At 71.9% G+C, this 11,786-nt stretch carries 11 protein-coding genes; 2 read left to right on the top strand and 9 right to left on the bottom strand.

Features of this window, described 5'->3' with window-relative positions; genetic code table 11:
• Positions 1–122: 122 nt before the first annotated feature.
• From AB0I98_RS06105 to AB0I98_RS06085, 5 genes are all read right to left on the bottom strand, one after another.
• Positions 123–2,156, bottom strand: coding sequence for a cell wall-binding repeat-containing protein (locus AB0I98_RS06105; RefSeq protein ID WP_362936463.1), 2,034 nt, complete (start codon positions 2,154–2,156; stop codon positions 123–125).
• Between the two features lie 120 nt (positions 2,157–2,276).
• Positions 2,277–3,539: an RNA polymerase sigma factor gene (locus tag AB0I98_RS06100; RefSeq protein WP_362935916.1), complete on the bottom strand. Its 1,263-nt coding sequence runs from the start codon at positions 3,537–3,539 to the stop codon at positions 2,277–2,279.
• A gap of 48 nt (positions 3,540–3,587) precedes the next feature.
• Positions 3,588–3,944, bottom strand: a complete 357-nt coding sequence (locus AB0I98_RS06095; protein WP_362935913.1) for a YciI family protein — start codon at positions 3,942–3,944, stop codon at positions 3,588–3,590.
• 126 nt (positions 3,945–4,070) lie between these two features.
• Entirely contained in the window at positions 4,071–5,069 is a 999-nt protein-coding gene (locus AB0I98_RS06090; protein WP_362936460.1) for an LCP family protein, read from the bottom strand.
• 172 nt (positions 5,070–5,241) lie between these two features.
• Positions 5,242–6,309, bottom strand: coding sequence for a LacI family DNA-binding transcriptional regulator (locus AB0I98_RS06085; protein WP_362935910.1), 1,068 nt, complete (start codon positions 6,307–6,309; stop codon positions 5,242–5,244).
• Positions 6,310–6,429: 120 nt separating this feature from the next.
• Between AB0I98_RS06085 and AB0I98_RS06080 the strand changes: the two genes are divergently transcribed.
• Positions 6,430–8,724: a glycoside hydrolase family 3 N-terminal domain-containing protein gene (locus AB0I98_RS06080; protein ID WP_362935907.1), complete on the top strand. Its 2,295-nt coding sequence runs from the start codon at positions 6,430–6,432 to the stop codon at positions 8,722–8,724.
• 19 nt (positions 8,725–8,743) lie between these two features.
• Entirely contained in the window at positions 8,744–9,259 is a 516-nt protein-coding gene (locus AB0I98_RS06075; RefSeq protein WP_362935904.1) for a hypothetical protein, read from the top strand.
• On the opposite strand, the gene AB0I98_RS06070 is transcribed toward AB0I98_RS06075, so the two are convergent.
• From AB0I98_RS06070 to tsaB, 4 genes are read right to left on the bottom strand one after another with little or no spacing between them, the layout of a single operon-like run.
• Positions 9,210–9,467, bottom strand: a complete 258-nt coding sequence (locus AB0I98_RS06070) for a hypothetical protein (RefSeq protein ID WP_362935901.1) — start codon at positions 9,465–9,467, stop codon at positions 9,210–9,212. The genes AB0I98_RS06075 and AB0I98_RS06070 overlap by 50 nt on opposite strands.
• Positions 9,464–10,549 carry a tRNA (adenosine(37)-N6)-threonylcarbamoyltransferase complex transferase subunit TsaD gene (tsaD, locus tag AB0I98_RS06065; RefSeq protein ID WP_362935898.1) on the bottom strand — a complete coding sequence of 362 codons (1,086 nt, stop codon included), beginning with the start codon at positions 10,547–10,549 and terminating at the stop codon, positions 9,464–9,466. The genes AB0I98_RS06070 and tsaD overlap by 4 nt, the downstream gene beginning before the upstream one ends.
• Positions 10,542–11,015 (bottom strand): ribosomal protein S18-alanine N-acetyltransferase, encoded by a 474-nt coding sequence (gene rimI / locus AB0I98_RS06060; RefSeq protein ID WP_362936457.1) that lies wholly within the window; start codon positions 11,013–11,015, stop codon positions 10,542–10,544. The genes tsaD and rimI overlap by 8 nt, the downstream gene beginning before the upstream one ends.
• A 17-nt stretch (positions 11,016–11,032) precedes the next feature.
• Complete coding sequence (tsaB, locus tag AB0I98_RS06055) at positions 11,033–11,686, bottom strand: tRNA (adenosine(37)-N6)-threonylcarbamoyltransferase complex dimerization subunit type 1 TsaB (RefSeq protein ID WP_362935895.1); 654 nt, start codon at positions 11,684–11,686, stop codon at positions 11,033–11,035.
• Positions 11,687–11,786 lie beyond the last annotated feature (100 nt).

Raw genomic sequence — 11,786 nt, 5'->3', positions numbered from 1 at the left:
GGTGGTGGGTGTGTTTGTGCTCTTTTTGTTCCGGGGGGGGGGGGGGGGGGCGGGGTGGGTTTGCCCCGCGGGGGGGGGGGGCCCCCCGACCATGCTCGTCGGCGCCCCCGCGCGGCCGTCGGCTACTGCCGGTGGAGCGTCTTGAGGGGCTCCAGGTGGGGGTCGGCACCGATCGGACCGGTGCGGGCCACGGTGGCGGGCTGACCGCCGTTCGTGCGGGCCGAGAAGGTGCTCGTCTGCGCGCTCGTGGGCACCGTGCCGTTGTAGTACTCGTGGTACACGAACTGGGAGCCGCTCGCGCTGATCGAGGAGCCCGCCGTGTTCAGCGTGCTGGCGGTGACGGAGGCGGTGGGGCCGAACGCGACCGTGAAGCTCGTGCTGGCGGACTCGCGCAGCAGATAGCTCTTGGTCTCGTCCGACAGGGCGGGGCGGGAGGTCCACAGGAGGGGCCCGAAGACGTTCATCGCCGCACCGGCGGACAGGCCGTCGCGCCAGGCGCCCGCGTAGGCGAGGGCCACCGAACTCGGCGCCGTCCACCAGAACTTGGCGACCGCCACCGACAGCGCCGCGTCGGTGCTCCCGGTGATCGGGTAGTACGAGTACGACGACGGCCACCGGGAGAAGCCCGTGTGGGTCAGCGCGTACTTGGCGTCCGACCCGACCGTGATGATCATGGTCCTGTCGGGGTTCAGGCTGTTGAGGTACGACTTCACGGCCGCGGTCAGCTTCTTGCCGTTGGTGAGGACGACGCTGCCCGCGCTGGCCGCTCCGTCGGCGCCGGCCGCGGCGGCTGCCGGGAGGGCCGCGCGGTAGTCGGTGCCCGACGCCAGGAACACGTACTTCGGGGCGCCGGTGACGGACTGCGCCACCTTGACCGACGTCTCGTAGCGATCGGTGCCGGACAGCCGCTTGGGGACGTAGCCGAGCGTCCTCAGCTGGGCGGCGACATTGCTGCTGAGGATGGACGTGCCGCCGACGAGATACACACTGGCGCCCGGCTTCAGCACCCGCTTCAGCTCGCTCTTCACCGCCGTGGACAGCCCGCTCTTCGGGGTCGTGAGCACCGGCCCCTGCTTCCTGCCGGCCAGCGCGGGCGCGGTCAGCGCGTACGCCGTGTCGTCCTGGTTGACCAGCACCGCAGCCTTCGCGTCCAGCAGGCCCGGCACACTGCCGCCGATCTTGTTCCAGGTCCAGCGCGAGGAGGCGACGTTGGTGTTGTAGGCGTTGCTGCCCCAGATCCGGCCGGTGCGGTTCTTGCGCAGCGGCTGCCAGCTGGGGTTGCTGCCCTGCGGCGTGCCCGGGACCCGGGTGAGCTCGCCGGTGGCCAGGTCGACGTACTCGGTGGTGTGTACGTCGTCGCTGTACGGCGAGGTGTGGGCGTCGAAGACGATCCGCTTGCCGGTGGGTGACCAGGACGGGTTGGCGTACCGGCGGGGGCCGTTGGTGTGCTGCCGGACGTCGGTGCCGTCGGCGTTCGCCGTGAGGATCTGCGGGTTGCCGTCGGCGTCCTTGCGGACGAAGGCCAGCTTGGTGCCGTCGGGCGAGAAGGCGGGCTGCTCGGCGTTGGCGAGGACCCGCTTGAGCGTGTTCGTCGTTCCGTCGTAGGTGTAGATCCGCGCGCTGTCGGAGCAGCCCTCGATACGGCGTGAGAAGGCGAGCAGGCCGGACGGGCTGACCGTCGGGTCCTCGTCGCAGACCTTGGCCGGTTCCAGGGCCTCGGACAGCAGCGGGGCGGGCGCCCATGAGCCGTCGGAGGGGCCGTAGGCGAGCTGGCCGCCGGAGGCGAAGACGACGTAGCGGCCGCCCCACCAGAAGGCCAGGTCCTCATAGGCGGCGCTGGAGCGCATGCCCTCCGCCCAGGGCAGGGTGATCTTCGAGGAGCCGCTGGGCCGGACACTGGAGATCTGGCTCCAGGCGGTGACCAGCCGGCTGCCGTCCGGCGCCCAGGCGGCGTAGTTCCCGGAGGCGCCCGGGACGGCGGTGGCCCGGCCGGTGGCCGGGTCGACGAGGACGGGGCCGTCGGTGAGGATCCGGCCCTCGGTGCCCGGCCAGGGCCCTGCTTCGTCGGCGAGGGCGCCCGGCGCGGTGGCCAGGGTGCCCACGGCGGCGAGCACCGCCGCGGTCGCGAGCGCCGCGGCACGGCGGCGCGTGAACATGCTCAAGGTTTCGATCCCCCCATGGATCTTCACAGCCTCTGCACAGAGGCCGGGTCACTGTAGTGCCCAACGAGGCGCGAGGGGAACAGAGTTACTGGTGAACAGATGTGCGTCTTCGGGTTACGAATCGCACTCCCGTGCCCTGGCCAGCAGCAGCTCCCGCTCGCGTTCGTTGCGTGCCAGCCCGGCCGCCCGGACGAACTCCTCGCGCGCCTCCGCCGTACGCCCCAGGCGGGCCAGCAGATCGCCGCGCACGCTCGGCAGCAAGTGGTAGTCCCGCAGGGCGGGTTCGGCGGCGAGGGCGTCGACCAGCTCCAGGGCCGCGGCGGGGCCGTCCGCCATCGACACGGCGACCGCGCGGTTGAGTTCGACGACCGGGGAGGGGGCGCGGGCGGCGAGCAGGCCGTACAGGGTGGCGATCGCCCGCCAGTCGGTGTCCTCGTAGCTGAGCGCGTGCGCGTGGCAGGCGGCGATCGCGGCCTGGAGGACGTACGGGCCGGGCACGCCCGTGGACACCGCGTCCGCGCGGTCCAGGGCGGTGATCCCGCGGGCGATGAGGAGCCGGTTCCAGCGGCTGCGGCTCTGGTCCTGGAGCAGGACCGGCTCCCCGTCCGGGCCGGTGCGGGCGGCCATCCGCGACGCCTGGAACTCCAGCAGGGAGGCCAGGCCGTGCACCTCGGGCTCCTTGGGCATCAGTCCTGCCAGCTGCCGGGCCAGCCGCAGCGCGTCCTCGCACAGGGACGGGCGCAGCCAGTCGTCGCCGGCCGTGGCCGCGTAACCCTCGTTGAAGATCAGGTAGATGACGTCGAGAACGGAGCCGAGGCGGGCCTCGCGGTCGGGGCCGTACGGCACCTCGAAGGCCACGTTCTTCGTGGCGAGGGTGCGTTTCGCGCGGACGATGCGCTGGGCGACCGTCGATTCCGGGACGAGGAACGCGCGGGCGATCTCCGCTGTGGTCAGGCCGCCGAGGAGGCGCAGGGTGAGGGCGATGCGGGCCTCGGCGGAGAGGACCGGATGGCAGGCGGTGAAGACGAGGCGGAGCAGGTCGTCGTCGATGTCGTCGGGGGCGGATGGCTCCGGCGGTGCGGCCACATCCGAAAGGTCCCGGCCGATCTCCTGGAGCTTCCGGGCGTAGTTCTCCCGGCGGCGGACCAGGTCCACGGCGCGGTGCTTGGCGGTGGCGGTCAGCCACGCGCCGGGGTTGTCCGGGACTCCGTCCCGCGGCCACTGCTCCAGCGCCGCGACCAGGGCGTCCTGGGCCAGCTCCTCGGCGATGCCGACGTCGCGGACGACACGGGCGACGGCGGCGATGACGCGGGGCGACTCGATACGGAAGAGGGTCTCGACGGTGGCGCGCGGGTCGGCGGAGGGCTGGTTGCTCACAACCCCCCATTCGACACCCGTACCCGCGCGCCGCCAAGCACGTCAGTCTCAGCCCTCGTCGAGCTGCCGTACCTCGCAGGTCACGGTCCACTCCTCGCCGTGCACCTTCAGGAACCGCGAGGCCCACTCGATGGCTTCGGCCTTGTCCTTGCACTGCGTGATCGAGTAGCCGCCGACGACTTCCTTGGACTCGGTGAACGGCCCATCGGTCACGGAGATCTTGCCGCCCTCCCAGTGCACCCGGGTGCCCTCCTTGGTCGGCAGAAGGCCACCCGTGTCGAGCATCACCCCGGCCTTGGTGATCTCCTCCAGCAGCTCTCCCATCCGCTGCATCATCTCGGGGCTCGGGCCCTCGGCGGGGGCGTTGTTCTCGTCGATGCGGACGAGGGTCAGGTAGCGGGGCATGGTGACTCCTTGTGACGTCGGCGGGGTCTCTCCCCGCCTCTCACTCATGCGTCGACCGGGAGACGTCCGGATCGACATCCGCGCCGAACTTTCTTCGAGGATTTTTTCCAGCCGGCTTTCCGCAGGTCACCCCAACGACTCCCACAACTCCCCCGCCTCCGGCTCCTCCGCGACCACCCGGTTGGCGTTCGACGGTGCCGTCTCCACCGGCATGGTCACCGTCGTCGTGTCGTCCGCGGACAGCCCCTCGAGGCTCTGCCCGAGCGCATACAGCTCGGCCAGTGAGTCCAGGCCGGTGTCCGTGGTGAGGCTGCCGGTCGCGGCGTCGGCGACCGAGTAGAGCCGGGTGGGGCCGATGTCGGACAGCCGTTCCAGCAAGGCCTTCACGAGCGTCTGCTGGAGGCCTATGCGCCCGAGGTCGCTGCCGTCGCCGATGCCGTGCCGGGTGCGGGCGAGGGCCAGGGCCTGCTCGCCGTCGAGCTGATGGGTGCCGGCCTCGAGGGTCAGATGGCTGTCCTCGTCGTCGATGTCCTCGTCCGTGGTGACGGTGACCCCGCCGAGCGCGTCCACCAGCCTGGCGAAGCCGGCGAAGTCGATCTCGATGTAGTGGTCCATACGGACGTTCGTCATCGACTCGACGGTCTTCACGGCACAGACCGGACCGCCCACCGAATAGGCGCTGTTGAACATCACGCCGTACGCCTTCTCCGTCGACTCCCCGTTCGCCAGCGGGCAGGACGGCCGGGTGACGAGTGTGTCGCGCGGGATGCTGACCACGGTGGCCTCGGTGCGGCCGGCGTCGAGGTGGACGACCATCGCCGTGTCGGAGCGGGCGCCGCCGCTGTCGCCGCCGCCGAGCTGCTGGTTCTCCTCGCCTTCCCGCGAGTCCGAGCCCAGCACGAGGATGTTCAGGGCCTCGGTCGGCAGGGGGGACGCGGACGCCGAACCGTCGGGCGTCGTCATCGACTTGGCCGGGCGGTCGTCGCCGAGCGCGCTGTTGATGTCGACGCTCGTGATGTTGTCGTTGAGGTGCCAGTAGACCCAGCCGGCCCCCGCGGCGCCCAGCGCCAGCAGACCGGCCAGGGTGAAACCGACGGCCTTCAGCAGGCCGGAGCGCGGGCGTATGTGTCTGTCCGTTCCCCCGTTGTCGTCCCCGTGTTCGTCTTCAACAGTCACGGGCAGGAACGTAAGTCCGAATTATTACGAGAGGGCACCCCTGCCCGCTGTTTCTACGGAAATTCTCAGACTTCTCAGCCCCGCCTCAGCACAGATCCAAGGCTCCGAAAGTTTCGGCCGGTCACCCGACTGACGTCGGAACAGCGGGCGGCGCCCCTGTGCTGCTACGCACCACGAGGCTCGTCGCCAGCTCCACCCGTGTCGCCGCCGGCGTCCCGTCGTCGCGCGCGAGATCGAGGACGAGCTTGGCCGCCGCCTCGGCCATCTCGGTCAGCGGCTGCCGTACGGTCGTCAGCGGCGGCCCCACCCAGCGGGCGATCGGCAGATCGTCGAAGCCGACGACGCTCAGGTCCTCCGGGATGCGCAGCCCCAGCTCGCGCGCCGCCTCGTACAGGCCGAGCGCCTGGAGGTCGTTGCCGGCGAAGACGGCGGTGGGCCGGCCGGGGGCACGCAGCAGGTCCAGTCCCCTGCGGTAGCCCGTCTCATGGTGGAAGTCGCCGTTCTTGATCAGCTCGGGGTCGACCGGCAGTCCGGCGGTCTCCAGCGCCGCCCGGTAGCCGTCCACCCGGGCGCGGCTGCACATCATCCGGGACGGGCCGGTGATCGCGCCGATCCGGGTGTGCCCCAGCTCGACCAGATGGCGCGTGGCGGCGAGCCCGCCCTGCCAGTTGGTGGCGCCGATGGACGGCACGTCGGCACCCGGGTCGCCCGCCGGGTCCATCACCACGAACGGGATGGAACGGCTGGTCAGCAGGGCGCGCTGGGACTCGTCGAGGCCGGACAGGACGAGGATCACGCCGTGCGGGCGGCGGGCGGCGACCTGGTCGGCCCAGGTGCGGCCGGGGGTGAGCCGGCCGGCGCTCTCGCTCAGCACCACGCTCAGCCCGGCGTCCCGCGCCACGTTCTCCACTCCCCGGATGACCTCCATCGCCCACGCGCTCTCCAGCTCGTGGAAGACCAGGTCGATCAGGGGGGAGCGGCTCGCCTCGGCGCGGCGGCGCCGGTAGCCGTGGGCGCGCAGCAGTTCCTCGACGCGGGTCCGGGTCGCCGGGGCGACATCGGCCCGTCCGTTGAGGACCTTCGAAACAGTCGGCGCGGATACGCCGGCCTCGCGGGCGATCTCGGCGAGCGTCGCGGTCTGCGTCGAGCGTCCTGCCGTCCGGGTTTGAGCGGGCTCGGAGGGTGTCATGGCGGCGATCGTATCCCTGCACCCCCTCTTGACGAACCCTTCTGAGCGCCATAGCGTCCCGGAACATTCGAAGTGCATATCGAAACATTCGCCAGCGACTGGAACACCGACAGGAGTTTCATGACCACCGCCCCCTGGCGTGACCCCGCCCTGCCCGCCGCCGCCCGCGTCGACGATCTCCTCGCCCGGATGACCCTGGAGGAGAAGACCGCCCAGCTGTACGGCGTGTGGGTGGGCGCCGCCACGGACGGCGACGGAGTCGCTCCGCACCAGCACGACATGACCGTCGACTACACCTGGGACGAGCTGATCACCCACGGTCTGGGCCAGCTCACCCGCTCCTACGGCACCGCCCCCGTGGACCCGGCGCTGGGCGCGCAGGCATTGGCCCGCGCCCAGCGCCGTATCGCCGACTCGGGCCGCTTCGGTATCCCTGCCGTGGCCCACGAGGAGTGCCTCGCCGGCTTCACCGCCTGGGGCGCCACGGCCTACCCGGTCCCCCTCGCCTGGGGCGCCACCTTCGACCCCCTGCTGGTCGAGGAGATGGCCCGGCACATCGGCCGCGACCTGCGCGCGGCCGGCGTCCACCAGGGCCTCGCGCCCGTCCTGGACGTCGTACGGGATCCGCGCTGGGGCCGGGTCGAGGAGACGATCGGCGAGGACCCGTACCTGGTCGGCACGGTCGGCGCGGCATACGTCCGGGGGCTGGAGTCGGCCGGGATCATCGCCACGCTCAAGCACTTCGCCGGGTACGCGTCCTCCGCGGGCGCCCGGAACCAGGCCCCCGTGCGGGCGGGCGTCCGGGAGCTCGCGGACGTGATCCTCCCGCCCTTCGAGCTGGCGCTGCGCGAGGGCGGGGCCCGTTCGGTGATGGCGGCCTACAACGAGACGGACGGTGTGCCGGCCTCCGCGGACCCGGCCCTGCTGACCGAACTCCTGCGCCGGGACTGGGGGTTCACCGGCACCGTCGTCGCCGACTACTTCGGCATCGCGTTCCTCGAGACCCTGCACCGCGTGGCCGGCTCCCCCGCCGAGGCGGCGCACGCGGCGCTCGCCGCGGGCATCGACGTGGAACTGCCGACGGTGAAGTGCTACGGCCGCCCGCTGCTGGAGGCGGTACGGGAGGGCCGCGTCCTGGAGGAACTGGTGGACCGGGCGGCCCGCCGGGTCCTGCTCCAGAAGTGCGAACTCGGCCTCCTGGACGCCGACTGGGACCCGGAGCCGAAGGGCCCGATCGACCTCGACTCGACGGCCAACCGCGCCCTCGCCCGCCGTCTGGCCGAGGAGTCCGTGGTCCTGCTGGACAACCCGGACGGCGTGCTGCCGCTGGCCCCGGACGCCCGGATCGCGGTCGTGGGCCCGCGCGCGGCGGACGCCCTCGCCATGCTCGGCTGCTACTCCTTCCCGTCCCACGTCCTCACCCACCACCCCGAAGTGCCCATGGGCATCGAGATCCCGCCCGTCCTCCAGGCCCTGCGCGACGAACTCCCCGACGCCAAGGTGACGTTCGCCGAGGGCTGCGACACCTCGGACCCGGACACCTCCGGCTTCGAGGAGGCGGTGGCCCGGGCGTCCGAGGCGGATGTGTGCGTGGCGGTGCTGGGCGACCGGGCGGGCCTGTTCGGGCGGGGCACGTCGGGCGAGGGCTGCGATGTGACGGACCTGCGACTGCCGGGCGTGCAGGGCGAGTTGCTGGACCAGCTGATCGCGACGGGCGTACCGGTCGTGCTGGTACTCCTGACGGGACGGCCCTACGCGCTCGGCCGCTGGCACGGGCGGCTCGGCGCGGTCGTCCAGGCGTTCTTCCCCGGGGAGGAGGGTGGCCCGGCGGTGGCGGGAGTGCTGTCGGGCCGCGTCAACCCCTCCGGCCGCCTCCCCGTGAGCGTCCCGCAGGTGCCCGGCGGACAGCCCTGGACCTACCTCCAGCCCCCGCTGGGCCTGGCCGGCGAGGTCAGCAACCTGGACCCGACACCGCTGTACGCCTTCGGACACGGCCGCTCGTACACGACGTTCGCCTGGGAGTCCGACGCGGCGGAGGCGGAGATCGGCACGGACGGCTCGTACGAGATGACCGTGACCGTCCGCAACACGGGCGACCGCGAGGGCGCCGAGGTCGTGCAGCTGTATCTGCACGATCCGGTGGCCTCGGTGACCCGCCCGGACGTCCGGCTGATCGGCTATCAGCGGCTGGAGCTGGCACCCGGAGAATCCCGCCGTGTGAGCTTCCGCTTCCACACGGACCTCTCGGCGTTCACCGACCGTGCAGGCCGGAAGGTGGTTGAACCGGGCGTGCTGGAACTACGGTTGGGGGTATCCAGCGCGGAAGTGCTGCACACGGCACGACTGACTCTCACCGGCCCGGTACGGGTGCTCGGCCCGGACCGCCGGCTGCGGTGCGAGGCGGTGGTGTCCTGAGCCTCGGGGGAAGGGCGCGATGGACAGATACGTCCACCATGAACTGCGGTCCGTCATCACCGTGCTGGCCGTGGCCGCCGTCTGCGTGCCGGTGACCGCCGTCTCCCAGGGGGCGCTGGTCAGCTGGAGCGGGCTGCCGCTGTTCGTCCTCGGCCTGATCGGCTTCGCGACGCTGGCCACGCTCCTCCGGGGGACCCGGATCAAGGGGTTCAGCGAGGTGCTGGACTTCGAGGCCGCGGTCCCCCTGGAGGAGGCGCCCGTCGAGGCGTCCCTGCTCCGGCGTCCGGTCAATCCGTGGCTGTTCACCATGACGACGGCCGCGACGCTGGGCTTCGCGTTCGCCCTGGACCCCGTGGCGGCCCTGTTCCCGCTCTGGCCGGCGCTGGCCTGGCTGGGGCAGGCCTGGCTCGCCGCCGACTGGGAGCGCCGCCACGGCAAGGTGCTGTGGCGGGGCCACGACCCGGACAAGCCCTGGCGGCTCTCCTTCAGCCCCCGGCCACTGCCTCGAACCGCCACCGGTGCACTGCCCGGGTGACCAACTCACCGTCGGGCTCAGGCAGTTCCGGCAGTACGGCGTCGTAGTCGGCGTCCCACCACGTGATGACCAGCACCCGGTCCTGCGGCGCGCGGAAGGTCTCCCGGCGCAGCGGCTCCTCGGGAAGCCGCTGCCCGCGCGCCCAGGCCAGCAGCTCCTCGCCCCGCCCGTCGACCGCCCGCGCCTCCCACATCAACGCCACGGTCATGAGTACAGGTTGTCCTTGCTGACCTCGTGGACGTGGTCATGCCCCGGCACATGCGGGTCGGTCACCGGCAGCGAGGAGTCCGCCGACAGGTCCCAGCTGGACACCGCCCGCCCCCGCGCCACCATCTCCGCACCGAGCGCGGCGACCATCGCGCCGTTGTCGGTGCACAACTTGGGCCGCGGCACCCGCAGTTCGATCCCGGCCGCCTCGCACCGATGCTGGGCAAGATGCCGCAGCCGGGAGTTGGCCGCCACGCCACCGCCGATCATCAGATGCTCGACGCCCTCGTCCTTGCAGGCCCGTACGGCCTTGCGGGTCAGCACGTCCACGACCGCCTCCTGGAAGGACGCCGCCACATCACGCACCGGCACCTCCTCCCCCGCCGCCCGCTTGGCCTCGATCCAGCGGGCCACGGCGGTCTTCAATCCGGAGAAGGAGAAGTCGTACGCCGGATCGCGGGGCCCGGTCAGACCGCGCGGGAAAGCGATGGCCATAGGGTCGCCCTCCTTCGCGTACCGGTCGATGACGGGACCGCCCGGGAAGCCGAGGTTCAGCACCCGCGCGATCTTGTCGAAGGCCTCGCCGGCCGCGTCGTCGATGGTGGCGCCCAGCGGCCGTACGTCGGAGGTGATGTCGGAGGACAGCAGCAGGGACGAGTGCCCGCCGGAGACCAGCAGCGCCATCGTCGGCTCGGGCAGCGCGCCGTGCTCCAGCTGGTCGACGCAGATGTGCGAGGCCAGGTGGTTCACGCCGTACAGCGGCTTGCCCAGCGCGTAGGCGTACGCCTTCGCCGCCGAGACGCCGACCAGCAGGGCGCCGGCGAGTCCGGGACCGGCGGTGACGGCGATGCCGTCCAGGTCCCTGGCGCTCACCCCGGCCTCCTTCAGCGCACGGTCGATCGTCGGGACCATCGCCTCCAGATGCGCCCGGGAGGCGACCTCCGGCACCACGCCGCCGAAGCGGGCGTGCTCGTCGACGCTGGACGCGACGGCGTCCGCCAGCAGGGTCGTGCCGCGGACGATGCCGACCCCGGTCTCGTCGCAGGAGGTCTCGATCCCCAGGACCAGAGGTTCGTCAGCCATTGATCTCGGTTCCTTGTACGGAGGTTGATGGGTCGGTCAGTCGCATCACGAGGGCGTCCACGTTCCCCGGCTGGTAGTAGCCGCGCCGGAAGCCGATGGCCTCGAAGCCGTAGCGCTCGTACAGCTTCTGGGCGCGGACGTTGTCGATCCGGCACTCCAGCATCACTTCGGCGCACTCGAAGGCGGTGGCCGCCCGCAGCAGCTCGGTCAGCAGCAGCCCGCCGAGGCCGGTGCCCCAGTGGTCGCGGGTGACGGCGATGGTCTGGATGTCGGCGAGGTCTCCGGACGCGGCGAGGCCCGCGTACCCGACGAGCCGGTCCTCGTCCACGGCGACGACGTACCGCTTGGTCGCCGCGGGACCGCGCGCGTGGGCCAGCTCGGACCAGAACATCCCGCGCGACCAGGCGTCCTCGGGGAAGAGGTCCTTCTCCAGCTCGAGCACGGCGTCGATGTCCCACCAGCGCATCTCGCGCAGCACCGCTGTCACTTGGGGGTGACCACCTTGTAGTTCTTGGGGACCTGGGCGTCGGGACGGCGCAGGTACAGCGGCCGGGGCGCGGGCAGTTCCTCGCCGGCCGCCAGCTTCTCGGCGGCGAGGCTCGCGAGCGCCGCGGCCGACACATGCTCGGGCTCGTGCACGCTGGGGAAGGTGTCCGGGTACAGCAGCGCGCCCGCGCCGACGGCGGGCAGCCCCGCGACCCGGTCGGCGATGTCGGCGGGCCGGTCGACGGCGGGATCGGTGACGCGCGTACGGGAGTCGGCGTACCGCGCCCAGTAGACCTCCTTGCGCCGGGCGTCGGTGGCCACGACGAAGGGGCTGCCCATGTCGGACGCGTACGCGAGGCCGTCGAGCGTGCACAGCCCGTGCACGGGGACGCCGAGCGCGAGCCCGAACGTGTCCGCGGTCATCAGACCGACCCGCAGCCCGGTGTACGGGCCCGGACCGATCCCCACGACGATCCCGGTGACGGCGTCGAGCTTCAGCCCCGCCTCGGTCAGCACACGGTCGACGGTCGGCAGCAGCAACTCTCCGTGTCGGCGCGCGTCGATCTGACTCGACGAGGCGATGACATCCGTCCCGTCGTGCAGGGCGACGGTGACGGCGGGGGTGGCGGTATCCAGAGCTAGCAAGAGCACGCAAACAGCCTACGGCTCCGCGGGCTCGAGCACGGCCGCCCAGGTCCGGCGGTCACGTGCTGCTACCGTCGCAACGAAGCGTGACGTACGACGAAGAGGT

The sequence above is a fragment of the Streptomyces sp. NPDC050211 genome, assembly GCF_040656035.1.
Lineage (GTDB): Bacteria > Actinomycetota > Actinomycetes > Streptomycetales > Streptomycetaceae > Streptomyces.
Note: the sequence above shows the minus strand (reverse complement) of the source record. Positions and strands in the feature narration are given on the sequence as shown.

Coding starts and splice junctions, on each gene's coding strand:
- AB0I98_RS06070 (WP_362935901.1), bottom strand. CDS start 9,467: ATGACCGTGGCGTTGATGTGGGAGGCGCGGGCGGTCGACGGGCGGGGC.
- AB0I98_RS06095 (WP_362935913.1), bottom strand. CDS start 3,944: ATGCCCCGCTACCTGACCCTCGTCCGCATCGACGAGAACAACGCCCCC.
- AB0I98_RS06080 (WP_362935907.1), top strand. CDS start 6,430: ATGACCACCGCCCCCTGGCGTGACCCCGCCCTGCCCGCCGCCGCCCGC.
- AB0I98_RS06085 (WP_362935910.1), bottom strand. CDS start 6,309: ATGACACCCTCCGAGCCCGCTCAAACCCGGACGGCAGGACGCTCGACG.
- AB0I98_RS06105 (WP_362936463.1), bottom strand. CDS start 2,156: ATGTTCACGCGCCGCCGTGCCGCGGCGCTCGCGACCGCGGCGGTGCTC.
- tsaD (WP_362935898.1), bottom strand. CDS start 10,549: ATGGCTGACGAACCTCTGGTCCTGGGGATCGAGACCTCCTGCGACGAG.
- rimI (WP_362936457.1), bottom strand. CDS start 11,015: ATGCGCTGGTGGGACATCGACGCCGTGCTCGAGCTGGAGAAGGACCTC.
- AB0I98_RS06075 (WP_362935904.1), top strand. CDS start 8,744: ATGGACAGATACGTCCACCATGAACTGCGGTCCGTCATCACCGTGCTG.